Genomic DNA, 24,178 nt, shown 5'->3' with positions numbered 1-24,178 from the left:
CGCCTCCCCTTCGGGGAGGTGCACACCCGTTCCCGGGGGCCCCGTGCGTAGACTCGGGAGACCTCACCCACCTCGATCACGACCCGGAAGGCGGCGCGCATGGCTGTTCTCGAGACCATCGCCGGTCCGCGCGATCTCGATCGCCTGACCACGGCAGAGCTCGAGACGCTGGCGCAGGAGATCCGCGACTTCCTCGTGCGCGAGGTTTCGAAGACCGGCGGACACCTCGGTCCGAACCTCGGCGTCGTTGAGACCACCATCGCGATCCACCGGGTCTTTGATTCGCCGCACGACGCGATCGTCTTCGACACTGGACACCAGTCGTATGTGCACAAGCTGCTGACCGGGCGTCAGGACTTCTCGAAGCTCCGTCAGCGGGGTGGCCTCGCCGGCTACCCGCAGCGGAGGGAGTCGCCGCACGACATCGTCGAGAGCTCGCACGCCTCCAGCTCGCTCTCCTGGGCGGACGGCATCTCCCGCGCCTTCACCATGACCGGCCAGACCGATCGCCACGTCGTCGCAGTGGTGGGCGACGGGGCCCTGACCGGCGGCATGACCTGGGAGGCGCTGAACAACATCAGCGACGACAACGCCCGCGGCCTGGTGATCGTGGTCAACGACAACGGCCGCTCCTACGCGCCAACCATCGGCGGCATGGCCCGATTCCTCAACGGTGTCCGCACTCGGCCGACCTACCGCACGATGCACCACGGCTCCCGCGCCGTCTCGGAGCGGCTGGGCGAACCCGCCGCGGCCATGTACCGCGGGATGCGCGGCGGCCTGCACGGATTCCTCAGTCGCTTCATCAACAACGAGGCGCTTTACTCCAACCTCGACATCAAGTATTTGGGCCCCATCGACGGCCACGACCTGACCGCGATGGAGGAGGCCCTTCAGCAGGCGAAGGACTACGGCCAGCCAGTAATCGTGCACGCGATCACGCAGAAGGGCAAGGGCTTCGGTCCGGCCGTTCACGATCTGGCCGACCAGTTCCACGCGGTCGGTCAGATCGACCCCGAGACCGGCGAGCCGCTGAGCGCGGCCGGCGCTCCCTCGTGGACGTCGGTGTTCGCCGAGGAGATCGTCACCCTCGCCGACGAGGATCCGACCATCGTCGGGATCACGGCCGCGATGCTCCGCCCGGTGGGGCTCGACCGTCTCGCCGAGAAGTACCCGGAGCGCGTCTTCGACGTGGGGATCGCGGAGCAGCACGCAGTGACCTCCGCCGCGGGACTCGCCTTCGGCGGTCTGCACCCCGTCGTCGCCCTCTACGCAACCTTCGTGAACCGTGCCTTCGACCAGGTGCTGATGGACGTCGCGCTGCACCGGGCGGGCGTCACTTTCGTCCTGGACCGCGCAGGAGTAACGGGGCCGGACGGACCGAGCCACCACGGCATGTGGGATCTCGCGATCCTCCAGGTCATACCGAACATCCGCCTCGCAGCGCCGCGCGACTCCGTGCGCCTGCGCGAGGAGCTGCGTGAGGCCGTCGGAGTCACCGACGCGCCGACCGTCGTGCGCTTTTCGAAGGGGAGCGTCGGCGGCGAGATCGACGCGATCGAGCGCCTCGACGACGGGGTCGATGTGCTCGCGTGCGCCGAGCGCAGGGACGTGCTGCTGGTCACGGTCGGGCCGATGGCTGCGATCGGGCTCGACGTCGCCCAGCGGCTCGCGGCCCAGGGGATCGGAGCGACGGTTGTTGACCCGCGCTGGGTGGTGCCCGTACCCGCCAGCATCATCGAGCTAGCCCGCGAGCACCGCATCCTCGTCTCGATCGAAGACGGCGTGCGCGTCGGCGGTATTGGCACCCGGATCCGCCAGGATCTGCGCGAGGCAGGCGTGGACACCGCGGTGACCGAACTCGGGCTGCCCGACCAGTTCCTCGACCACGCGAAGCGCGAGGAAATCCTCGAAGACGTGGGACTCACTCCCCAGCACATCGCCCGCGACGTGGTCGCGCAGGTACTGGGTAGCAAGATCCCGGTCGCCCGTCCGCTGCCGGACGAGGTCGCTGCCCGGGACGGCGCCCGCAGCGACTGACGAGGCGGCTCCTGGCGGGCGGCTCTTGAGCCGGAGTGCGATTTGCAGGGGACGGTGCGATTCGCAGGGGACGGTGCGATTCGCAGGGCTCCTGTGTCGGATCGACGATTTTACCGCTCAAGGTGGTCCCGAAGGGCCCGATCCCCTGCTCATGGCATCTTCTCCTGCAGACCGCACGATGTCCTGCAGACCGCACAATTACCTGGTCGAACAAAGCCCTCCACATCGGACGATCCCCTGCACATCGGACGATCCCCTGCACATCGGAGGATGGGATAGGTAGGGCGGAGCGTCGATGCGGCGGCTCAGCGGCTCAGCGACAAAGCGGCGAAGCGGCGAAGCTGGGCGGAGCATCGAAGGAGGGGCGGAGCGGGAGGAATCCGTCCGAGGAGGCGCGAAAGAGCGGCGTCGGGTGAGGGGCGTCGGAGCGGAGGAGGCTCCGGCGCCCCTCCCTGGTCAGTCGACGCCGCGGATGGCCGGGTGGTGGAAGGTGTCTGCGAAGGCACGCTCGCTGGCGCCGGCACGGTCAAGGTAGGGCGTGAGCCCACCCATCTGGAACGGGTAGCCGGCGCCGAGAATGAGGCAGAGGTCGATGTCCTCGGCGGCGTGCACGATGTCGTCGTCCAGCATCCGCTTCACCTCGTCAGCGAGACCCGTTTCGACGCGCAGCCGCAGCTGCTCGGCCGTCATCGGCTCCGTACCGCCCGCGACGATCGCGACCGCGCGCTTGTCGACGCCTTTCACTCGGCCCTTCGCATCCCGCTCGAAGACATGGCCGAGTTCGGCGAGACGGTGCAGGTTGGCGCTTTCGAAGAAGCGGTCGGGGAACGCGGCATGGTGCGTGTCGAGGACGTGCGCGCCGACCTTGAGGCCGACCAGCTCGAGCAGTTCGAACGGGGTCATCGGCAGGCCGAACGGAGCGAGTGACTGCTCGACGACCTCGAACGGGGTGCCGGTGTCGACGGCGTGCATCGCCTCGCCCAGGACCTTCGCCAGCACGCGGTTGACCACGAAGCCCGGGGTGTCTCGGGTGATGACCGCGTTCTTCTTGAGTTTCGCGGCGGTCACCATCGCGGTCGAGAGGGTCTCGTCGTCGGTGTGCGGCGTCCGGACCACCTCGATGAGCGGCATCACCGCGACCGGATTGAAGAAGTGGAAGCCCACAAGTCGCTCCGGATGCTGCAGCCGCTCACCGATCCGCTCGACGGAGAGCGAGGACGTGTTGGTCGCGAGGACCGCCGTCGGCGAGACGTAGCGCTCGATGTCAGCGAACACCTCCTGCTTCACCGACAGCTCCTCGAAGACGGCCTCGATCACCCAGTCGGCGTCGGCGAAGTCGGAGCGGTCGGTCGTGCCGGTGATCAGGGCGCGGAGGCGGTTGGCGTCGTCGGGGGAGATCCGGCCCTTCGCCAGCAGTACGTCGATCTCGGCGTGGATGCCCGCTACTCCCTTGTCGACGCGCTCCTGATCGAGGTCGGTGATGACCACCGGCACCTGGAGGCGACGGAGAAAGAGCAGGGCGAATTGCGACGCCATGAGACCCGCGCCGACCACTCCGACCTTCGTGACGGGCTTCGCGAGCGCCTTGTCGGGCGCGCCGGCCGGGCGCTTGGCCCGCTTCTGCACCAGGTCGAACGCGTAGATGCTGGCGCGAAACTGATCTCCCGAGATCAGGTCGGCCAGCGCCTCGTCCTCGGCGGCGAATCCCTCCTCGCGAGTGGTGTTCTTCGCCGCCTTGAGCAGCTCCAGCGCCCGGTACGGCGCGGCCGCGACGGTGCCGATGCGCGACTCCAGCTGCTTACGCGCGATCGAGATGGCGACGTCCCACTTGACCAAGCGCTCCAGCTTGCCGGGCGCATTCGGCCGCTCCACCGTCACGGAGCCGCCGATCACGCCGTCGGCCCAGCGCAGCGAGTCCTCGAGGAAAGTCGCCGGGGCAAAGATCGCGTCCGCGATGCCGAGGTCGAACACCTCCTGGCCCTTGAGGGTGCGGTTGTTCTTCAGCGGGTTCTCGACGACGACCTTCAGGGCGTTCTCGATCCCGATCAGGTTCGGCAGCAGCCAGGCACCGCCCCAGCCGGGAATGATGCCGAGAAAGACCTCGGGAAGGCCGAGCGCCGGAATGGAGGAGTCGACAGTGCGGTAGTCGGCGTTCAAGCCGATCTCGGTGCCGCCGCCGAGCGCGAGCCCGTTGATGAAGGCGAAGGACGGTACTCCCAGCTCGGCGAGCATCCCGAGGGTGCGGTGGCCCAGCCGCGCCAGCTGGCGGCCGAGCTCACGGGTGGGGATCGTCCCGACCTTGCTGAGGTCGGCTCCTGCGGCGAGGATGAACGGCTTCCCCGTGATGCCGACGGCTTGGATCTCGCCACGCGACGCGCGTTCCTTCTGCGCGATCAGGACGTCCGCCAGCTCGAAGAGCGAGGCCGGTCCGAAGGTGTTGGGGCGGGTGTGGTCGCGATCGTTGTCGAGCGTGATCAGGGCGAGCGTGCGGCCGCTGGGCAGCGGCACGTCGCGGACGTAGGAGTGGGTAACGACCTCGCCCTCGGCGAGGTCCAGGAGGTTCTCGAATCCGTCGAGCATGGGTCAGCGTCCCTTCCGTCGTCCGCGCTTGCCATCGAAGTGCGGGTTCTCCCAGATCACTGTGCCGCCCTGGCCGAGGCCCACGCAGAGCGCGGTCAGGCCGTAGCGCACCTCGGGGTGCGCCTCGAACTGCCGGGCGAGCTGGATCATCAGCCGCACGCCCGAGGAGGCGAGCGGATGGCCGACCGCGATCGCTCCGCCGTACTCGTTGACCCGCGGGTCGTCGTCGTCGAGGCCGAAGTGGTCGAGGAAGGAGAGCACCTGCACGGCGAATGCCTCGTTGAGTTCGAACAGCCCGATGTCCTCGACGCTCAGGTCCGCCTTGCGGAGCGCCTTCTCGGTCGAGGGCACGGGTCCGATGCCCATGATTTCCGGCTCGACTCCCGCGTACGCGAAGCTCACCATCCGCATCTTCGTCGACAAGCCCAGCTCCTTCGCGGCCTCCGCGCTCGCCAGAAGCGACACGGTCGCCCCGTCATTGAGGCCGGACGAATTACCCGCGGTGACGCGGCCGTGCGGGCGGAAGGGAGTGCGCAGCCCCGCGAGCCCCTCGAGGGTCGTCTCGGGCGCGGCGCCTCATCGGCCGTCGCGAGGCCCCACCCGGAGGCGCTGCGCGTGGCGATCGGAACCAGGTCCGGCTGGATGCTGCCTGCGGCGTACGCGGCGGCGAGCTTCTGCTGGCTGCGCAGGGCGTAGTGGTCGGCGCGCTCCTTGGTCAGGTGTGGGAAGCGGTCGTGGATCCGCTCGGCGGTCCGGCCCATGTTGAGCGCGTCCTCACCGACGAGGCGCTCCGAGAGGAAGCGTGGGTTCGGGTCGGCGCCGAATCCCATCGGGTGCCGGCCCATGTGCTCCACGCCGCCCGCCAGGACGACGTCGTAGGCGCCGAACGCGATGCCGCCCGCGGTGGCGGTGACCGAAGTCATCGCTCCGGCACACATGCGGTCGATGGCGAAGCCAGGCACGGACTTCGGCAGTCCGGCGAGCAGCGCCGCCGTGCGGCCGAGGGTCAGGCCCTGATCGCCCTGCTGGGTGGTGGCGGCGATGGCCACCTCGTCCACCCGCTCTTTCGGCAGCGCGCCGTTGCGCTCCAGCAGCCCGATCATCGCCTTGACGACAAGGTCGTCGGCTCGGGTCTGCCAATACATGCCCTTCTCGCCGGCACGCCCGAACGGAGTGCGGACTCCGTCCACGAACACGACTTCGGATCTCTCGGCCACAATGCCTCCCAGGAACTCACGGTCGCCGTCGATGGTAGGAACCGGCACGGCGCGACCGGAATCCTTTGCTGCATCCTACGAAGGGGTTTCCATGCCCTCGTCCTGCACTTGGGCCGCGTCGACAAACGCGGTCGCGATCGAGCCCGAGGTGGCCTTGACCTGCCAGACACGGGCGCCGGCGCGACTCAGCTCGGTGGCGATCGACTCTGCGGTCAGCGGCTCCGGCGGGTTCCAGGCTACCCGGCGCAGCAGTTCCGGAGTGAGCAGGTTCTCGACCGGCATCGAGAGCAGCTCAGCGATCTCGGTGACGACGGCGCGCCCGGCCTTCAGCCGCGCGTCGGCCGCAGGGTTGCGGTCGCCCCAGGCACGAGGCGGAGGGAGCGTGTCGGCCGCCGGGCGAGTCGGGCTCGGCAGGTCCTCCGTCGTCGTTGCGCGCTCGATGGCAGCCCACCAGCGCTCGACCTCGCCGCGACTGGCGCGTCCGGTGAAGTCGCGTCGACCGGAGAGCTGACCGATGCTGGTAGGGATGTTGCGGGCGACGGCGATGATCGAGGCGTCGGGGATCAGACGGCCGGGGGCGATGTCGCGCTCGCGGGCGAACGCATCGCGAGCCAGCCAGAGTTCGCGGGCGACGGCCAGCGGGCGCAGGCCGCGCAGGGAATGCACACCGGAGAGGCGGCGCCACGGGTCCGGCGGGACGATCTTGGGAGCTCGGGCGAGGGTCGCCTCGAACTCCTCACGGGCGATCCGCGTCTTGCGCGCGGCAATGAGCATCTCCTCCATGCGGTCGCGCAGATCGACGAGCAGCTCGACGTCCTTCGCGGCGTACACGAGCCAGCTCTGCGGGAGGGGGCGGGTCGACCAGTCGGCGGCCGAATGCTCCTTCGCGAGGTGGATGCCGAGCAGATCCTCGACAACGGCGCCGAGGCCGACTCTGGGCAGGCCGAGAAGTCGAGCGGCCAGCTCGGTGTCGAAGATCCGCACCGGGTCGAGACCGACCTCGCGCAGGCAGGCGAGGTCCTGACTGGCGGCGTGCAGCACCCACTCCTCCTGCCCGATGACCGCCTGCAGCGCGTCCATCCGCCCAATGGCAGGGGGATCGAAGAGGAATGCCCCGGCGCCGCGCCGATAGACCTGGATCAGATAGGCCCGCTGCGAGTAGGTGAAGCCGGAGGCACGCTCGGCGTCGACAGCGACGGGGCCCTCACCTGCAGCGAGAGCGTCAACCGCGGCGAGGAACTCGTCGGGCGTGGAGAGAACACGGTAATCAATCACGGTTGTTCCGTCGGAAGGCGAGCGAGGTCACACCGTCGCTCGCTACGGGCGGGAGACCCGCAAGCATGCACAACAGCTCCCCCCACCCTTCCATGTGTGCGGCGAGCTGCGCATCTTCCGGACTCCAGGAGGCCCGGATCTCGATCTGGGCGCCGTCGCCCTGCGCGGCGAGCTCGCCGAAGCCGGTGGAGAGGACCTTGGTGGCCGTGCCGGACGCGGCGGAGTAAGCGGCGCCACGCGACTCGAGCGAGTCGATCAGCCAGGACCAGGCGACCTCGGCGAGGAAGGGGTCGGTGCCGATCTCGACCTCGAGCGGCGCCTGGGCGAAGCAGACGACGCGGAAGGGGCCGCCCCACTGCTCCGGCTCGTCGCGGTCGTAGAGCAGGATGAAGCGGCCGGTGCCCAGTTCGGAGTCGCGGCCGTGCGCGGTCGGCGAAACGTCGCCCGAGAGGGCGAGCGCCCACGGGGCGAGGCCGGCGGGCGAGGTGATCTTGGACACGGTGAGCTCGGCGCGCGTCGCAGCGGCGCGGATCGACTCCGTCGCGACCCGGAACTCCTCGGGGAGCTGGGACGACGCTGGGAATTCGGGCACGATCGCAGACTAGGGTTTCGGCGCGCCGGGGAGGTGAAGGCACGCCGGACGCGGGCCGGTCAGCTCGGTCAGTCAGCTCGAGCGACTCCAGCGGGCGTAGACGGCCCCGCGGTCATCAGCAGCCAGCAGAACGAGGCTGTATGCGTCGTCCACGTCCACCGCACCGGTCGCGACCGGCAGGCCGGGGAGGACGACGCGGGGGGACGTGGTGAGGCAGAACTCATCGACCCGGCCGGAGGCGAGGAACTGCCCGGAGAGGGAGGCGCCGCCCTCGCAAACCACGCGGTGCAGTCCGCGAGCGGCGAGCGCGTCCAGCAGCGCTTCTACGCTAAGACGCTCCGAGTCGGAGGGGACGGCGACCACCTCGACTCCGGCGGGGAGCCCCTCGACCGGGCCGCGCGACTCCGGGACCAGCAGCAGTACCCGGGAACCCTCCGCCATCTCGAGGCGGTGCCCGGCCAGATTGCCCGACGTGGAGACGACGGCAAGCGGGACCCGCTTGGGCAGCCGGTAACCCTCGGCGCGGACACTCGCCGCTCCGACGAGAACCACGTCGGCCTGCTCGCGGATCACCCCCAGGATCGTACGGTCGACCCGATTGGTGAGGGTCTCGCTGGTGCCGTCCGCGCCGATGCTCGAGCCGGTGATGCTGGCGATCATGTTGAGCCGCACCCGTACGGCATCGGCGGGGCGCCACGCGTCGGCGACGGCCGCCCGCGCGCCCTCCTCGCCGAGCACGATCGGGCGACCGGCGGGAATCAGCGGCTGGAGGATCATGCGGCGAGGTGCGCGCGGACCTGCCGCTTGGTCCGGCCGAGCAGGGCCGTCATCCCGCGCAGGCGCAGCGGCGACACCGCCTCCGAGAGCCCGATGGTCTGCGGGAAGTCGTCCGGGACGGCGAGCACCTGCTCGGCGGTGAGCCCGGCAAGCCCCTGCGCGAGGATCGACGCGAAACCGCGGGTCGTGGGCGCCTCCCGGGGAGCCGTCGCGTGCAGGTGCACGATGCCTCCCGCAATGTCGACGACGATGAACACCGGCGCCTGGCATTCCTCGACGCGCTCGAAGAGGTCGGGGTGGTCGCGGTAGCGCTCGGGCAGCTCGGGGAGTTCGTTCGAAAACTCGAGGAGCAGCTGCAGACGCTCCGGCTTCTCGAGGGCGAGGAACTCCTCGCGAATGGTGCGCAGAGCGTCGGGGAGCGTCGAGTCAGTCATCGAGTCCAGTGTCTCATCGGGATGCGGGGCGAAGGGCCCTCACCCTGAAGGCCGAGAGGTCCGATCCGGCCCTCGTCGGGTTCTCTCGGCCTTCGTCGTGACGCTCAGCGGGCGTCGGGGCCCTCGCCGGGCTCCGCGCCCTGCACGATCGGGACGCGAACGGCGCTGCCCCACTCGGTCCAGGAGCCGTCGTAGTTGCGGACGCCCTCGAAGCCGAGGAGGTGGGTCAGCACGAACCAGGTGTGCGCGGAGCGCTCGCCGATGCGGCAGTAGGCGATGACGGAGTCGCCGTCCTTCAGGCCCGCGCCCTCGCGGTAGATGCCGTTCAGCTCACCCAGGGGGCGGAAGGTCCCGTCCTCGGCTGCGGCCTTACCCCACGGCACGTTCTGCGCGCTCGGGATGTGTCCGGCGCGCAGGGAGCCCTCCTCCGGGTAGGCCGGCGCGGTGGTGCGCTGGCCGGTGAACTCCTCGGGGGAGCGGACGTCGATCAGCGGGTTGCCGAAGTGGGCGAGTACATCGTCCTTGAAGGCGCGGATCTCGGCGTCGCTGCGCTCGATCTCCGGGTACTCGGCCGGCTCGGGCGAGGAGGCCTCGGTGGTCGTGGGGCGACCCTCGGCGATCCACTTGTCGCGGCCGCCGTCCAGGAGGCGGACGTCCTCGTGGCCGAAGAGGGTGAAGACCCAGAGCGCGTACGCGGCCCACCAGTTGCTCTTGTCGCCGTAGATGACGACGGTGGTGTCACGGGCGATGCCCTTGCCGCCGACGAGCGCGGCGAACGCGGCTCCATCGATGTAGTCGCGCTGCACCGGGTCGTTGAGGTCGGTGTGCCAGTCGATCTTGACCGAGCCGGGGATGTGGCCGGTCTCGTAGAGCAGGACGTCCTCGTCGGACTCGACGACGACCAAGCCGGGAGTGCCGAGGCGCTGCTCGAGCCAGTCGGCGCTGACGAGCCGTTCGGGGTGAGCGTAGGAGGCGAACTTCGGCGACGGATCGGTTTCGACGGACAAAGGAGGACCTCCAGGATGGTGCGCGGAGCGCGGGTGTGATTCCACGGCGGGCTACGCTGGGGCCCGCCCTTCAGCGACAGTACGCGTCCGCGGACGACGCCGCACGGCGGGCACCGTAAGAGTTCGACACAGAACCGCGGCGGTTGTGTGCCCGATACGACCGCCCCTCGAGCGCACGGCCCTGCGCCCTGCGCAGGATGCGAGAAGCGAGTGAGCCCCGATGACGTCCAACCGACGAGCAGTCTGACCGCGCGCTCGCCCCACATCAGCGGGCACGAGATCGCCTCGACCCTGGTACCCCCACGCCAGTTCGAGGGCGCCACCTTCGAGAGCTACCGCCCAGACCCCGAGTATCCCTCGCAAGCCGGAGCGGTCGAAGCGCTGCGCGCGTTCGCGGCGGGCGGCGGATTGAAGGGCGGCGGAGGCGGCTTCCTCGGCTTCGGAAGGAAGAAGGCGCCGGCGCTCAAGCCGGGTGTTTACCTCGACGGCGGCTTCGGCGTCGGCAAGACCCACCTGCTCGCGGCGATCTGGCACGCGGTGCCGGGCCGGACTTACTTCGGCACCTTCATCGAGTACACCGCGCTCGTCGGCGCCCTCGGCTACGCGGCGACCGTCTCGCTCCTGAAGGGCTCTGCGCTGCTCTGCATCGACGAGTTCGAGCTGGACGACCCGGGTGACACGATGCTGATGACGCGCCTGCTCGGCGAGCTCGTCGCCTCCGGGACGCGCATCGCGGCGACCTCGAACACCCCGCCGAACGCCCTGGGCGAGGGGCGCTTCGCCGCCGCCGACTTCCTCCGCGAGATCCAGTCGATGGCCGCACACTTCGAGACGATGCGGATCGACGGCACCGACTACCGCCGCCGCGACCTCGAGGGCCATGCCGTGGTGCGCACCGATAACGAGATCGACGCGCTCGTCGCGGCCGTCCCGGCCGGTTCCGTCATCACCGACGATTCGTTCGCCGACGCGGTGCGCCACCTGGGGACGGTGCACCCCTCGCGCTACATCAAGGTAATCGACGGCGTCGACACGATCGTGCTCCGCGACGTCACGGCCCTCACTGACCAGACCGACGCGTTGCGCCTGGTGGCGTTCATCGACCGGGTCTACGACGCGCAGATCCCGGTGCTCGCGGCCGGAACACCGCTGGACGAGGTCTTCGGCGGCGACATGCTCAGCGGCGGGTACCGCAAAAAGTACCTGCGCTCGATGTCGCGACTGATCGCGCTGACCTCGATGGCGTCCCGCTCCTAGCTCCGGATCAGCGCTTCTCCCGGCGAACCCGGGGATGTCGTCGTGCCGATCGCCAGCATGGCGTAACGCGCTTTTTACACAGCGGCCTCTGCCGTAACCTCCGCGAAACGCGGTACCGCACGGAATGAAACCTCTCTCGACCAGACTGTCGGCTACCCGAGGTGACCCGACACCCGCGTGTCTCCAGGCCGTGCACCGACGCAGCGTCCTCGCTCCGGGCTTTTCTCTGCACACTCACGAGAGGTTCAACAATGGATCAAGGCAACACCGCGTTCCTGCTCATCGCAGCCGCGCTGGTCCTGCTCATGACCCCCGGGCTCGCCTTCTTCTACGGCGGCCTGGTGCGTGCAAAGAGCGTCATTAGCATGATGATGCTCAGCTTCGGAGCCATGGGACTCATCGGAGTCCTCTGGGTCCTGTACGGCTACGCGATCGCCTTCGGCAACGGCCCGGCGGGCGCCGCCGGCACCGACACCTTCGTCGGTATCGACGGCGTTCTCGGAATCGACACCGCTCAGATCGGCCTGCAGGGCGTCTACAACGACGCGCTGGGCGAGCAGACGTCGGCCTACCCGACGCTGGCGTTCGCCGCGTTCCAGGCGACCTTCGCCATCATCACCGTCGCGCTGATTTCGGGCGCTATCGCCGACCGCGCGAAGTTCGGCGCCTGGATGGTCTTCGCCGGCGTGTGGGCCACGGTCGTCTACTTCCCGGTCGCCTCGTGGGTCTTCAACTTCACGCTCGGCGACGACGCGAGCGTCGTGGACGGCGGCTGGATCGCCTACAACGTCGGCGCGATCGACTTCGCCGGTGGCACCGCGGTGCACATCAACGCCGGTGCGGCGGCCCTCGCCCTCGCCCTGGTGCTGGGCAAGCGGGTCAACTTCACCAAGGGTGCGCACCAGCCGCACAACCCGCCGTTCGTGCTCCTGGGCGCCGGACTACTCTGGTTCGGTTGGTTCGGCTTCAACGCCGGCTCCGAACTCGCGGCCGACGGCATCGCGGCCATCGCGTTCCTGAACACCATCGCCGCGCCGGCCGCCGCGATCCTCGGCTGGCTCGTCGTCGAGAAGATCAAGGACGGCAAGCCCACCTCCATCGGTGCCGCCTCGGGTGCGGTCGCGGGTCTGGTCGCGATCACCCCGGCCTGCGCGAGCCTGTCGCCGTTCTGGGCGATCGTCCTCGGCGTCATCACCGGTGCGGTCTGCGCTCTGGCGATTGATCTCAAGTACCGGCTCGGCTATGACGACTCGCTCGACGTGGTCGGCGTGCACCTGGTGGGCGGTCTGATCGGAACGCTGTACATCGGCTTCTTCGGCACGGGCGTGGGCCTGTTCCTCACTGGGGATGCGAGCCAGCTCGGCAAGCAGGCCCTTGCGGCCTTCACCGTCCTGGTCTACTCGTTCGTGATGACGCTCCTCATCGGCTGGATCATTCAGAAGACGATGGGCTTCCGCGTGAAGAACGAGGACGAGATCGCGGGCATCGACACGGCCATCCACGGCGAGGCAGGCTACGTCCTGGCGGATTGACGTCACGCCCTCCCCAGCACCGGACGGGGTGCCGGCTCGTCGGAGTCGGCACCCCGTCCGGTGCTGTGCACGGCCGCGCGTCGTGAGAGACGGGGGAGCGCTGATCCGGGCTAGGGTTCCGGGGTGCCCTCCTCGCGCTCGGTCATGTCCCTGCTCCTCCGGCTCCTCGGTCGCGCGAGCGCTCCACGACCGGACGCCGGCCCGCGGCCGCAGCGCCCGTATCTGAGCACGACGGCGCCGACGCCCGGAGCGAGCGGAGTCGGCCGCACCGTGGAGGTCGATCCGCGGCGCCTGCGCGGCGTCCGCCTGGGCTACGCGCCCACGCCGGACGGCGACCCGGATCCCGGCGAGGTCGTGTGGACCTGGGTGCCCTATGAGGAGGACGATGGGCGCGGCAAGGACCGCCCGGTGCTCGTGCTCGCGGTCGAAAAATCGGGAACGGTGCTGGCCGTGCGGTTGAGTTCGAAGGAGCACACCGACTACCTGGCGGTCGGGACCGGTGGCTGGGATGCGGACGGGCGGCCCAGCTGGGTCGATCCTGAGCGCGTGTTCCGGGTGCACCCGGCGGGGATGCGCCGCGAGGGCGCCGCGCTGGAGCGAGCGCGGTACGAGGCCGTCGCCCGTGTGCTCTCGGCGCGGTACGGGTGGCACTGAGCGGGTGGCACCGAGCGGGTCGGCACCGAAGAGTCGACAGTGAACGGCGACGCCGGGGCCGGCGCGGCAGTCGTCGCCGGTGAGACCTCAGGCGGGGTCGATGGGGACGAAGGTGCCGTACTTCGCTGCGCGACCGTCGCCGGAGGAGGTTCCGGTGAGTCTCCGCCGCACCCAGGGTGCGACGTGACGGCGGTAGTACTGCACCGTGCCGCGGCGCGCAGAAGCGGCAGCGGGCGGGCCCGGAGCGACAGCGGGCGGCGTGAGCGGTGTGACGCCGAGCGAGCGGAGAACCCGGTCGGCGACCCGACGGTGCCCGCGGTGGCCGAGGTGCAGGCGGTCCTCCGCCCACAGCGCCGGATCGGCGAACGCGGGATCGTGCCAGGTGTCGGCGACGACGACGTCGCTCCGGTGGACTGTCCGACGCCGCACCGCATCGGTCAGCGCGTCGCCGCGGCGCCGGATGAGGGAGCCGAGGGGGAGCCGCGGCGACGGATCGGGGCCGGAGAGGGCGATCAGGGTGACTCCCTCCTCGTCGCAGCGCTCGAGGACGCGGAGGTAGGCGTCGGCAATCTGCTCGATGTCGGCGCGCGGACGCAGCATGTCGTTGCCGCCGCCGTTGAAGGAGAGGTGGGTCGGGCGCAGAGCGAGCGCGGGCTCAAGCTGCTCAGCGAGGATCGGGGCGATCAGGCGACCGCGGATCGCGAGGTTGGCGTACTCGATCCGCTCACCGATCGCGGCAGCCCAGCCCTCGGCCGTGAGGTCCGCCCAGCCGCGCGGGGCGCCGTCCGGACGCTCGTCGCCGACGCCCTCGGTGAAGGAATCGCCGATCGCGACGTAGCGGACGGTCGTCATCGGCGGATCTCGGAGCTGTGCATCGTCGCACTGTACCGCTCCGGAACACAGCTCAGGGGCGCGGCTTCAGCGGGATCACCGGTGCCGAGCGGGCGGAGGTCGACTCCGCGAAGGCGGAGCGGGTCGACGTCCGGGGACGCGGTGCGCGCAGGGGAGACGCGGGCGCGGAGAGGACGGGACGGGCAGCGCTGAGGAGGCCGCCGGGGGCGCAGCGGCTGCCGACCGGGGCGTGCTCGACGGCCGCGGGGCAGCGCGAAACCAGGCGGCGAGGGCGGAGTAGCGGCGGTACCGCCGATGGTCGCGATCGAGTTCGGCTGTGCTTCGGTAACCCGAGCCGCGGGCGATCCTGTCGAGGCCGCCGAGCGTGACAGGGATGCTGGCCATCAGGACGTCCGCCAGCTCCAGGCGGCTCTGGGCGAGATGCTCGTCGAGGCCGAGACCGTAGAAGCGCCGGAAGCGCAGCCGCAGCAGCAGCGCGGGGATGCGCAGTTCGGCGGCGAGCACGGGGACACTGAAGCGTCGATCGACGAAGCGCTCGTTGACGAGGGCGGCCGCCGCGATCGCGAGGACGTCGAGACGTCTGCGGGTGCCCGCGGGGCGGATGATCGGTGGTGAGCAGTGGAGCAGGGGCATGTGGAGGGGACTCCCTCGGACACTGGTCATGACGCTCTGGCGCGAGATTCGACCGAGATGGCGGGATGGGCCGGCCGGCGCGAGCCGCGAGGGACGGCCGAAAAAGAACGGGCGTAGCGCGGGCGGCAGGGGGGCGGGCGGCAGGGCAGGGGCGCTGTGGAGGCCGGTCGTCTCACCGTCGGGAGGAGGCAGAGCTCCCCACCGATCCCCGCAACCCCGCCGCGAGCGGCACCACGCTGATCCTCGACGCGCTCGTCGTCAGCGACTGGGCACCCGCCCCCGTGACGAGCGTGCCCTCCCCGGTGGCCGCCACGCCCTTCGGGCCGGGGATCGCGATGAACGGAAGGATGGACCACCTGCTTGTGCCCAGGGGAGAGCTGGGTCAGCTGAATCTCGGCGCCTCGACCGGACAGGTGACAATCGCGGTCTGGGTGCTCAACTTCGACCCGGACGGCGCGGGCCTCGCGGGCGTCCGGGAAAGGGGAGACGTTTCGTACCCGGCGGAGCGACGCCCACATCCACAACCGTCATCCCTAGAGACGGAGGCGAATCCGATGCCCGCCGGGGAGGGCGACCCGCGGAGCACAGCCCGAGTGCTGCGTGCCCTAGTCGCCGCGTTCGAGGACCCTGACTGCGACGCTCATACACTCGGACGATGCGACACGGCATCGTCATCCTCCCGCAGGACCCCTGGGCCCAGGCCCGCCGGAAGTGGCAGTCGGCCGAGGGGCTGGGCTTCGACCACGCCTGGACCTACGACCACCTCTCCTGGCGCTCACTTGCCGACGAACCGTGGGGCGCGAGCATCCCCACCCTCACCGCCGCCGCACTGGTGACCGAGACGCTGCGCCTGGGCACCTTCGTCGCCTCGCCGAACTTCCGGCACCCGGTACCGTTTGCCAAGGAGATCGCCACCCTCGACGACATCTCGGGCGGACGCACGATCCTCGGGGTCGGCTCGGGTGGCACCGGCTTCGACGCGCATGTGCTCGGGCAGCCGGAGTACTCGCCGCGGCAGCGGCACGAGCGCTTCGAGGAATTCGTAACGACCCTCGACACGCTCCTGCGCTTCGAGGAGCCGGACTCGGGAGGCATTCGTGTGGAAGGGAAGTGCTTCAGCGCCCGCTCGGCGCGGATGGTCGGTGAGCCCGCCCAGCGCCCGCGAGTTCCGTTCGTCCTGGCCGCCAACGGCCCGAAGGGGCTCGCCCTCGTCGCCGCGCGTGGGCAGGGCTGGGTCACGACCGGACCCGGCGGAGTGTCGAGCGAGGAGTGGTGGTGGGCCGTCGCGGGACTTGGCCGCCGGCTCGACCAAGCACTCGAGAGCATCGGACGCGATCCGCGCACGCTCGAGCGCCACCTCTCGCTCGACTCCGGAGGCGACTACTCCCTCCAGAGCGTTGCCCGCTTCGAGGACATGGCAGGCAGAGCCGAAGAGCTCGGTTTCACCGACGTGATCTCGCACTGGCCGCGACGAGAGGGCGTCTACGCGGGCGACGACGACGTCCTCTACGAGGTCGCCTCACGCTTCTGAGCGCCGTCGCCGAGCGATCCGTGCGCGACGAGCCCGGTGCACCCTCAGCGACGAGCGCACGAACGACGGGGCGTGCTCGCGCAGCACGCGGCGGGCGGCCGCACCGGGTGCGGAAGGATGAGGGCATGACGCTCCCGAATTCCCGGCCGACGGCTCTCTCCCCGCAGCTGCTCGACGGCCTGGCGCGGTGGTTCGACGGCGCAGCACCCGTGGCGCCCTCCCTCAGCTGGGCGCTGTTCGACCGCAGCGGAGTCCTCGTGCAGCATGGGATCGGCGAGCACCGGCGCGACGGTGCCGCCCCGAACTCCGGGACCGTGCACCGGATCGCCTCGATGTCGAAGAGCTTCGAGGCGGCGGCGGTGCTGATCCTGCGCGATCGGGGGCTGCTCGACCTCGACGACCGGCTCGGCGCTCACGTACCGGAATTCGCCGACCCGGTCGATGCTTCGGGCCGGACGATGCCCGTGACGATCCGGATGCTGCTCAGCAACTGCTCGGGTCTCCCGGAGGACAACGGCTGGGCCGATCACGTCATGGCGATGCCCCGCGGGGAATTCCTCGAGCTCATCGGCCGTGGACTGCGCTTCACGGAGCGGCCGGGCGAGGTGTACCAGTATTCGAACATCGGCTTCTGGCTGCTCGGCGTCGTCGTCGAGAACGTCACGGGAGAGGACTTCGTCGCGTTCGCGACGCGGACGATCCTCGAGCCCCTCGGGCTCGGGCAGACCCGCTACGACTCGTCCTACCCGGACGGGACAGATCTCGCGCAGGGGTTCAGTAGCTTCGACGACGGCGCGACCTGGACGGTGCGCCCCGTCACCGGCGCCGGAGTAGGTGCCTGCGCGGCGAGCATGTTCAGCACGGTCGGCGACATCGCCCGATGGAGCGCCTGGCTGTCCTCGGCGTTCGACGGCGACGACGGGCCCGCGGAGGACGACGCGGTGCTCAGCCGCGCCTCCCGCCGCGAGATGCAGCGCGGGCTGACCCCGGTGCCCGCACTCAGCCCCCGCGCCGCGGACGGCACCCTCGACGGCTCGGCCTACGGCTTCGGGCTTGTGATCGAGCACGACGTCCGCTTCGGCAGCATCGCCCACCACTCCGGCGGCCTGCCGGGGTGGTCCTCGAACATGCGCTGGCACCTCGAGTCGGGCCTCGGCGCGGTGATCTTCGCCACCGCGAACGGCGCGAAGCTCGCCGCCGCCGCGACCGGCCTGCTCCGGGCGGCCCTGGAGGAGACGGCCCCGCCGGCCCGGACGATCACCCTGCACCCGTCGACCCTCGCCGCGGCCGCTGCCGTCGAAGCCGCGATCATCGACTCCGGAGACATCTCCCGGGCCCAGGCACCGGGCAGCGGTGTCCTGTTCAGCCCGAACCTACTGAGCGACGTCCCGGCCGAGGTGCGCGCGCGTCGCCTCGCCGCAGCGATCGCCGAGATCGGCGGGCTCGCAGACAACCCGACCGCGCGGCCCCTGCGCGAGCGGTTGCTGTGGAGTGCCTCCGCGGCGCAGCTCGCCTTCAGCCTGCCGGGGTGCGACGGGGAACTCGAGTGCAGGCTTGAGACGACGCCGACGATTCCCGCTCTGCTCCAACGCCTGGAGATCGTTGTGCGCGCGAGTCAGGCAGCGCAGGCCCCAGTGGTGCGCTCCTACCGCCCGCGGCTCGACTGACGGGACACCGAGTCGAGGACGAATCCGACCTCTCAGCGCGGCCCGAAAGGACCAGCCGGCCCCGCGTGTACGGCGCTGTCGCCTACTCGCAGTCCCCGCGACCGGCGGGGGAGGGCCGGACCACCGCGGGCAGAGCAGGCGTCGAGCACAGCGCGGAATGCCAGCGGAAGATCGCGTCGATGCCATCCTGGTTGGCCCACGACGGCGGGTTGTGACCGAGGCCGTGGGTGCGGACGCTCGCCTCCTTCACGGTCGATGTGGCCTTCTCGAGGAGGGCGCGCCCGTGCAGGGCGGGCGGGAAGCTCGTATCCGGATGCGCCGTGTCCGAGACGACGACGCGGATGTTCGTTCCGACCCAGGCGGAGGCGGGCAGCCGCTTCGGACTGTGCGCATCGACCTGGGCGGTGCTCCCGCCGAAGGCACCGCCGATCGAGAGGCGGCCCCGGGCCGTGCGGTCGTGGGTATCGCGCAGGTCGTAGACGCCGTTGACCAGGTACACGCCAGTGATGCCGGGGAAGACCCCGGCGCCATAGTTCTCGCAGGCGAGCGCTCCACCGGCCGACATCGCCCAGAGGTAACTCGCGGCGATCCGGAATTCTCCGGAGAGGTAGGCGTAGCCGAAGACAGTGGACAGCGGGGTGTGGTCGGCCTGCGCGGAGTGGATGAACCAGATCACCGGAACCGCAGCCGCCTGCCTGGGCTTCACCGTCTGCGGGATGAAGACGCGCGCGAGATCGCCATTGATCAAGACCGTGAGGATGTCGTAGAGCACACCGCGGTTCTTCGTCTTCACGGAGGTCGTGCGGCTCTTCTCCTCAGGGAGGCCGGGGACAGGGAGGCCGGAGACAGGGGAGGCGGTGGACAGGGGAGGCGGTGGCGGAGATTGCCGGGAGCGTCGCCGCGCCCAGAGCGAGAGCACCCGAGAGAGTTCCGCCGACGACGGTGCGCCGGCGGAGGCCGAGAACTCGGGAGGGGTGCCTGCTGAATCGTCAGGGGACACGGAATCTCCTCGTGCGGGGTCCGCGTGCCGACGAGATCGGCAGAACGGCTGGGTCGGCGGAGTCTGACTCCTTCACGCTAGCGGGAGGCGGCGGCTCGCTGAACCGTCGATTATCGACAGACGCGCGAGAGCGGGGTCGGACGCCCACGTCTCCCGCGGACGTGTGACCCCGCCCGCCTCATCCTGCACCGGCGCCTGCGCGCTCTCGACGGCGCGTCACAAAGGGTCGCAGACGCGAGGAGCGAGCCGAGGCGGCACCGGCTCCGTCAATCCCTCCCCGCCCGGGTCACTCCGCCGTCAGCCCGAGCACCGTCAGCACCTCTGCGACCCGGTTCCGCGCCCGGAGGTCGAGCCCCCGGATGGGCCTCGGCAGGCAGTCCATCGGAGCGAGCCCGAGCTGCTCCGCCATCGCCGCGACCACGCGGTAGCTGCCGCCGTACTCGGCCAAGAGATCCCAGAGCGGCAGCAGTCGCGCTGACTCCGCGTTCGCCGCCGCCGAATCGCCGGAGCGCACCGCCCGCACGATCGTCAGCGCCGTCCGGGGGAAGACACCTCCCAGCACCGAGTACCAGGCGTCGCAACCGCCCAGCAGCCCGCGCGCCGCCGCGGCGTCCCCGGACACTCCAACGCCCACACCCTGCGGGAGCAGATGTCGGATCGCACGTACGCGCTCGATCGCGGCTTCGTGCCCCGCGGGCACTCCGGGGATCTTGATCGACGCGACGTGCGGGAGCTTCGCGACCGCGGCGTAGAGGTCATCGGTGAAGGTGACGCGCGTGGTCCGCGGGTTGTCGTAGACGACCAGCGGAACCGAGAGCTGCGCGGTCACATCCTCATACAGTCCGAACACCTCCTCGTCCGTCAGAGGCTGATAGCTGAGCGGAGCCAGCAGCACCGCGCTCGCTCCGGCGTTCTGCGCGTCCTCTGCGAGCGCCAACACCTGCGACGTGCGCAGTGCTCCGATCCCGACGACGACGGGCACCGGGCCGGCGCTGCGCACCGCGATCTCCGCGGCCCGGCGGCGCTCGCCGCGGTCGAGGTACGGCGCCGAGCCGGTCGAGCCCAGCGCGCCAATCGAGTCGACCTCCGCACGAGCCAGCCGTTCGATGAGAGCCGCGAACGACGGCTCGTCGACGCTGTCGCGGGTCAGGGGAGTGAGGGGGAAGGCGCTGAGTCCGGTAAGCACGTCGATCCATTCTCTGAGAGGTGGTCGGGGTCCGGCCAGTCTTCCCTGCCGAGGCGCCGCGCGCGATGCCACAACCCTTGCGGACTCAGGGACCCTTGCGGGCTCAGAAACGAGGCGTCACTCCGCAGCGTGCAGCCCGAGGCGATCGAGGAAGGCCTCGTCGTGGCTGACGACCACCAGTCCGCCCCGGCAGGCTCGCAGAACCTCGATGAGGTGATCGGTTGTGGCCAGGTCCCGGTCGTTCGGCGGCTCGCCGAGCATGAGCAGCTGAGGAGCCGGTCGCGCCAGCACGAGACCGGCGAGCGCCACGCGGAAGCGCTCGCCGCCCGGGAGCGCCCCCGTCGGTCGATCGACCGTCTCACCTCGCACGAGCAGTCGCGCGAGCGCATTCCGCAGCTTGACCACCGGCAGATCCGGCGCGGCGGGGCCGGACTCGCGCGGGCTGTTCCAGCAATTCCTGACCTGCGTAGCCGACTAATGTTCGTTTTAATGTCCCTTATTCGTTGACACGTCCTTTATTTTGATCGTAAACCAGGAACGTATTCACGACTCGAAGGAGCGTGCAGGTATAAGCGATCAGCGGACCCAGGGGACGGCGTCGAGGAAGTTGACGCCGTGGGTCGCTCTAACGGTCGCGCTCGTGGGGGCCTTGGCCGGGGCTGGTGTCTCGGCCGTCGTGGGCGCGGACGATCCGTGGAACGTGGTGATCACCGCCGTGGTCGTCGCGGTCGTGCTCCTGTTCGCGTGGGTGGTGGTAAACCTCCGTCGCCGGCAGCGCTCACCGAAATGATTAACGAAGGGAATCCATGATGAATCTCCGAAGGACGATCGCGGCCGTGGTCGTTGGGCGGCAGCAGTGACGACCGGCCCGGTCGTCCCGGCATCCGCGGCGAATCTGTCTTCGGCGCAGAGCGCCTCCACCGGCACTGTCGAGATGACGGTGGCCGGTGAGTCCGCGTCGACCGTCACGGTCGATGTCAGCGGGGGAGCTCGCCCGGTGCAGCTGCAGGACGGCAGCGTCGGCGTCTCTGACGGCGCGACCACCTCAGACGCACTACCGACGAGCATCAATGTCGGGAATGGGCGGACCGTGAGCGGCACCTGGTCGATCGACGACGCCGACACGGTGACGTTCCACTTCGCGGCCGACGAGCGAGCGCGGCCGGTGCCGGCATGATCGGCGCCATCACGGGTCCCGGTGCGGTCGTTGCTGCGACCGGCGGCATGCTCGCCGGGATCATCGGCGGTGCCCTCACCTGCTGATACTCAAGCAAAAGGGTATGTATTCGGGTTACACCGGATGCCTTACCAAACTGACATAATGTACATTATCGGATAAACCAGGTCACAGGGAATCGAGCGCATGCTCGGCGCACAGCAGAGACGAAGCCGGGTGTCACGAATGCCTCCGCATGCTCGTGACGCCACGGCCGTGCTCGGTCATCGGCCTCGGTCATCGGGATCGGTCGGATGGAGGACATCGCCGTTCACCCGAGACTGCGGCCAAGCGGTGACAGCCGGATCCGTCCGAAGACGGATCAGCTGAAGTCCGAAATGTCGCCGACCAGGCGCGTGTTGTCCGCCGGGACCGGCTCGACCGCCGCCAGCGCGACCTCGGCCGCGAACTCCTGCACGTTGTACAGCTTGCCCGCCGACTCGCGCCGCGAGCTAATCGCGCCCGGGTTAGAGCGTTCCAGCAGCGTCGCCGTGATGGTGCCCTCGATCATGTCGCCCGAAACGACGACGAAGTCGATACCGCGCTCGGCGAGTTCGCCGATCCGCTCGCGCAGGGCGTCCTCGCCGGCGCGCTTCGACAGAGCGACCGGCTCGTACTCGGGCATCGTCGGAGTCGTGCGGATGAAGTGCGCCTGGTGGCTCGTGACAAACACGACGCGTGAGCCCTCACCGAGCAGCGAAAGAGCCGCGTCGAGCACAGCCACCTGCGAGTCGCGGTTGAGGACCATCGCATAGTCCTCTCCCCTGTTGCTCTCCATGCCGCCGGAGGCGTTGAGCACCAGGATGTCGAGTCCGCCGTACTCCTGCTCGATGCGTGAGAAGAGTTCGGCGCGCGAATCGGCGTCGGTGAGGTCGGCTCCGACCGCGATGGCGCTGCCGCTCGCCTCGACGATCTGAGCGACCAGCTTGTCGGCGCGGGGCGCCTTCGAGCGGTAGTTCACGACGACGCGGGCTCCTGCCTCGGCGAAGTAACGGACCGTGTCGGCGCCGATGCCACGGGACGATCCCGTGACGAGGGCGCGCCTGCCGTCGAGGGAACCGGGTGCGAGGGGGTTGGACACGGGGTATTCCTCCAGAACGCCGGATCGGGCACGATAGCGGGCCGCGGCCCGACCCTGAAGCCTACCAAGCACCCCGAGACCGCGGAGCACACTCCGCTCCCAGCCCTTGTCCCGGGGGTGTTGATAGCTTAGGAATGCTCGTCGAGGGGAAGGAGCACACAGCATGGACGCTGTCATTCAGTACGCATGGATCCTCTGGCTCGCGCTGATCCTTATCTTTGTGATCGTCGAAATGATCACCTACGAGTTCACCTTCCTGATGCTCGCTGTTGGCAGCATCGGCGGGCTCCTCGTCGGCCTGGTCGGGGCTCCCTTCTGGATTCAGGTTCCCGTCGCCGCAATCCTCGCCGTACTCCTGCTGTTCACCGTGCGCCCTCCCCTCCTACGCTTGCTCAAGCGCGGAGGAGATCCCACACCCAGCGGCGCGGATGCCCTCCTCGGCTTAGCCGGCAGCGTCATCATCGCCGGCCCCGGCGCCCGCCAGGTCAAGCTTGCCAACGGCGAGACATGGACCGTCCGCCTGTCCCCGCTCGTTCAGGACCGCACACTCGGAGTCGGCGAGAGAGTCGTCGTCACCGCCATCGAGGGCGCGACCGCGGTCGTCGTCCCCGCAGAAAGGAGTATCCCGTGACCCCCTCCTCCGCGGTGGCGCTCGTCGTCGTCGCTGCCGTCGTCCTCTTCGCGCTGGTTGTCCTCTTCCGGGCGATCCGCATCATCCCGCAGGCCACCGCCGGTGTGGTCGAGCGGCTGGGCAGGTACCACAAGACTCTGCTGCCGGGGCTGAACCTCGTGGTGCCGTTCGTCGATCGAGTCCGCCCCCTGATCGACCTCCGCGAGCAGGTCGTCTCGTTCCCGCCGCAGCCCGTGATCACCGAGGACAATCTGGTCGTCTCGATCGACACGGTCGTCTACTTCCAGGTGACGGACGCGCGCGCCGCGACCTACGAGATCGCCAACTACCTCGGCGCAGTCGAGCAACTGACCACCACCACCCTCCGGAACGTCGTCGGCGGTTTGAACCTCGAGGAGGCGCTGACCTCCCGTGACAACATCAACGGCCAGTTGCGCATCGTCCTCGACGAAGCCACCGGCAAGTGGGGCATCCGGGTCGGCCGCGTCGAACTCAAGGCCATCGACCCGCCCCTCTCCATCCAGGACTCAATGGAGAAGCAGATGCGCGCCGAGCGCGACCGTCGCGCCGTGATCCTCACCGCCGAAGGCACCAAGCAGTCCCAAATCCTCAACGCGGAGGGCCAGCGCCAGGCCGCCATCCTCGCGGCGGAGGGGCAAGCGAAGGCCGCAATCCTGCGGGCCGAGGGTGAAGCGAAAGCGATCACGACGGTCTTCCACGCGATCCACGAGGGCCGCCCGGATAGCGAGCTCCTCGCCTACCAGTACCTCCAGACGTTGCCAAAGATCGCCGAGGGCAGTTCGAACAAGCTCTGGCTCATCCCGAGCGAACTCACAGAGGCGCTTAAGGGTGTCGGAGGTGTGCTGGGCCAGCGCGGTCAGGCGGCTTCGGCCGCGCGGCCGCAGGATTCGCCGCGCGGGGAATCGGCACCCGCATCCTCCGAAACGGCCTCTTCCGGGATTTTCTCCTCCGAGCAGGTGTCGCCCGCGCCCACTCCCCCGCTGCCCGCCACTTGA

The 24,178-nt window shown here is 69.7% G+C and carries 22 protein-coding genes and 1 pseudogene; 10 read left to right on the top strand and 13 right to left on the bottom strand.

Annotated elements, in window-relative coordinates:
- Positions 1 to 99: 99 nt before the first annotated feature.
- On the top strand, positions 100 to 2,040 hold the full coding sequence (gene dxs / locus C1O28_RS06105; protein ID WP_097165937.1) for a 1-deoxy-D-xylulose-5-phosphate synthase: 1,941 nt from the start codon (positions 100 to 102) through the stop codon (positions 2,038 to 2,040).
- Between the two features lie 456 nt (positions 2,041 to 2,496).
- Here the strand turns inward: dxs and C1O28_RS06100 are convergent, their stop codons facing one another.
- The 7 genes and pseudogenes from C1O28_RS06100 to C1O28_RS06070 form a co-directional block, all read right to left on the bottom strand.
- On the bottom strand, positions 2,497 to 4,620 hold the full coding sequence (locus C1O28_RS06100) for a 3-hydroxyacyl-CoA dehydrogenase NAD-binding domain-containing protein (RefSeq protein ID WP_097165938.1): 2,124 nt from the start codon (positions 4,618 to 4,620) through the stop codon (positions 2,497 to 2,499).
- Positions 4,621 to 4,623: 3 nt separating this feature from the next.
- A pseudogene (locus C1O28_RS06095) lies at positions 4,624 to 5,765 on the bottom strand (thiolase family protein).
- Between the two features lie 147 nt (positions 5,766 to 5,912).
- Complete coding sequence (locus C1O28_RS06090) at positions 5,913 to 7,112, bottom strand: ribonuclease D (protein ID WP_097165939.1); 1,200 nt, start codon at positions 7,110 to 7,112, stop codon at positions 5,913 to 5,915.
- Positions 7,105 to 7,704 carry a DUF3000 domain-containing protein gene (locus tag C1O28_RS06085; protein WP_097165940.1) on the bottom strand — a complete coding sequence of 200 codons (600 nt, stop codon included), beginning with the start codon at positions 7,702 to 7,704 and terminating at the stop codon, positions 7,105 to 7,107. The genes C1O28_RS06090 and C1O28_RS06085 overlap by 8 nt, the downstream gene beginning before the upstream one ends.
- Positions 7,705 to 7,776: 72 nt before the next feature.
- On the bottom strand, positions 7,777 to 8,481 hold the full coding sequence (locus tag C1O28_RS06080; protein WP_097165941.1) for a dihydrofolate reductase family protein: 705 nt from the start codon (positions 8,479 to 8,481) through the stop codon (positions 7,777 to 7,779).
- Complete coding sequence (locus tag C1O28_RS06075; RefSeq protein ID WP_097165942.1) at positions 8,478 to 8,915, bottom strand: SufE family protein; 438 nt, start codon at positions 8,913 to 8,915, stop codon at positions 8,478 to 8,480. Before C1O28_RS06075 ends, C1O28_RS06080 begins: the two co-directional genes overlap by 4 nt.
- A gap of 104 nt (positions 8,916 to 9,019) precedes the next feature.
- Positions 9,020 to 9,922 (bottom strand): sulfurtransferase, encoded by a 903-nt coding sequence (locus tag C1O28_RS06070; RefSeq protein WP_097165943.1) that lies wholly within the window; start codon positions 9,920 to 9,922, stop codon positions 9,020 to 9,022.
- A gap of 210 nt (positions 9,923 to 10,132) precedes the next feature.
- Here C1O28_RS06070 and zapE point away from each other — a divergent pair, with 210 nt between their 5' ends.
- From zapE to C1O28_RS06055, 3 genes are all read left to right on the top strand, one after another.
- A complete protein-coding gene (zapE, locus tag C1O28_RS06065; RefSeq protein WP_097165944.1) occupies positions 10,133 to 11,179 on the top strand; it encodes a cell division protein ZapE in 1,047 nt (348 codons plus the stop codon).
- Positions 11,180 to 11,430: 251 nt separating this feature from the next.
- Positions 11,431 to 12,711 carry an ammonium transporter gene (locus C1O28_RS06060; protein ID WP_097165945.1) on the top strand — a complete coding sequence of 427 codons (1,281 nt, stop codon included), beginning with the start codon at positions 11,431 to 11,433 and terminating at the stop codon, positions 12,709 to 12,711.
- Between the two features lie 123 nt (positions 12,712 to 12,834).
- A complete protein-coding gene (locus C1O28_RS06055; protein ID WP_243392028.1) occupies positions 12,835 to 13,365 on the top strand; it encodes a type II toxin-antitoxin system PemK/MazF family toxin in 531 nt (176 codons plus the stop codon).
- Positions 13,366 to 13,452: 87 nt separating this feature from the next.
- Here the strand turns inward: C1O28_RS06055 and C1O28_RS06050 are convergent, their stop codons facing one another.
- Both C1O28_RS06050 and C1O28_RS06045 read right to left on the bottom strand, forming a co-directional pair.
- On the bottom strand, positions 13,453 to 14,217 hold the full coding sequence (locus C1O28_RS06050; protein ID WP_097165946.1) for an SGNH/GDSL hydrolase family protein: 765 nt from the start codon (positions 14,215 to 14,217) through the stop codon (positions 13,453 to 13,455).
- Positions 14,218 to 14,292: 75 nt separating this feature from the next.
- Positions 14,293 to 14,850, bottom strand: coding sequence for a hypothetical protein (locus tag C1O28_RS06045; RefSeq protein ID WP_127821457.1), 558 nt, complete (start codon positions 14,848 to 14,850; stop codon positions 14,293 to 14,295).
- A 655-nt stretch (positions 14,851 to 15,505) separates the two neighbouring features.
- Between C1O28_RS06045 and C1O28_RS06040 the strand changes: the two genes are divergently transcribed.
- Positions 15,506 to 16,381 (top strand): LLM class flavin-dependent oxidoreductase, encoded by an 876-nt coding sequence (locus C1O28_RS06040; RefSeq protein WP_097165948.1) that lies wholly within the window; start codon positions 15,506 to 15,508, stop codon positions 16,379 to 16,381.
- Between the two features lie 125 nt (positions 16,382 to 16,506).
- A complete protein-coding gene (locus tag C1O28_RS06035) occupies positions 16,507 to 18,048 on the top strand; it encodes a serine hydrolase domain-containing protein (protein WP_097165949.1) in 1,542 nt (513 codons plus the stop codon).
- A gap of 82 nt (positions 18,049 to 18,130) precedes the next feature.
- Here C1O28_RS06035 and C1O28_RS06030 read toward each other — a convergent pair whose 3' ends face one another.
- The 3 genes from C1O28_RS06030 to C1O28_RS06020 all read right to left on the bottom strand — a co-directional run bounded on the left by C1O28_RS06030 (position 18,131) and on the right by C1O28_RS06020 (position 20,639).
- On the bottom strand, positions 18,131 to 19,048 hold the full coding sequence (locus tag C1O28_RS06030; protein WP_127821456.1) for a hypothetical protein: 918 nt from the start codon (positions 19,046 to 19,048) through the stop codon (positions 18,131 to 18,133).
- A 286-nt stretch (positions 19,049 to 19,334) separates the two neighbouring features.
- Complete coding sequence (locus C1O28_RS06025; RefSeq protein ID WP_097165951.1) at positions 19,335 to 20,234, bottom strand: dihydrodipicolinate synthase family protein; 900 nt, start codon at positions 20,232 to 20,234, stop codon at positions 19,335 to 19,337.
- A 117-nt stretch (positions 20,235 to 20,351) separates the two neighbouring features.
- The gene (locus tag C1O28_RS06020) at positions 20,352 to 20,639 is read right to left on the bottom strand and encodes a hypothetical protein (protein WP_097165952.1); all 288 of its coding nucleotides are present in this window, start codon (positions 20,637 to 20,639) and stop codon (positions 20,352 to 20,354) included.
- A gap of 235 nt (positions 20,640 to 20,874) precedes the next feature.
- On the opposite strand from C1O28_RS06020, the gene C1O28_RS15075 reads away from it, so the two are divergent.
- The gene (locus C1O28_RS15075; protein WP_160487502.1) at positions 20,875 to 21,024 is read left to right on the top strand and encodes a hypothetical protein; all 150 of its coding nucleotides are present in this window, start codon (positions 20,875 to 20,877) and stop codon (positions 21,022 to 21,024) included.
- A gap of 66 nt (positions 21,025 to 21,090) precedes the next feature.
- Complete coding sequence (locus C1O28_RS06015) at positions 21,091 to 21,411, top strand: hypothetical protein (RefSeq protein ID WP_097165953.1); 321 nt, start codon at positions 21,091 to 21,093, stop codon at positions 21,409 to 21,411.
- 361 nt (positions 21,412 to 21,772) lie between these two features.
- Here the strand turns inward: C1O28_RS06015 and C1O28_RS06010 are convergent, their stop codons facing one another.
- Positions 21,773 to 22,531: an SDR family oxidoreductase gene (locus C1O28_RS06010; RefSeq protein ID WP_097165954.1), complete on the bottom strand. Its 759-nt coding sequence runs from the start codon at positions 22,529 to 22,531 to the stop codon at positions 21,773 to 21,775.
- Between the two features lie 163 nt (positions 22,532 to 22,694).
- Between C1O28_RS06010 and C1O28_RS06005 the strand changes: the two genes are divergently transcribed.
- On the top strand, positions 22,695 to 23,162 hold the full coding sequence (locus C1O28_RS06005; RefSeq protein WP_097165955.1) for an NfeD family protein: 468 nt from the start codon (positions 22,695 to 22,697) through the stop codon (positions 23,160 to 23,162).
- Positions 23,159 to 24,178, top strand: a complete 1,020-nt coding sequence (locus tag C1O28_RS06000) for an SPFH domain-containing protein (protein ID WP_165770564.1) — start codon at positions 23,159 to 23,161, stop codon at positions 24,176 to 24,178. Before C1O28_RS06005 ends, C1O28_RS06000 begins: the two co-directional genes overlap by 4 nt.

Source organism: Rathayibacter rathayi (assembly GCF_004011095.1).
GTDB lineage: Bacteria > Actinomycetota > Actinomycetes > Actinomycetales > Microbacteriaceae > Rathayibacter > Rathayibacter rathayi.
The sequence above is the reverse complement of the archived record's forward strand: the minus strand, read 5'-3'. Positions and strand labels throughout refer to the sequence as shown.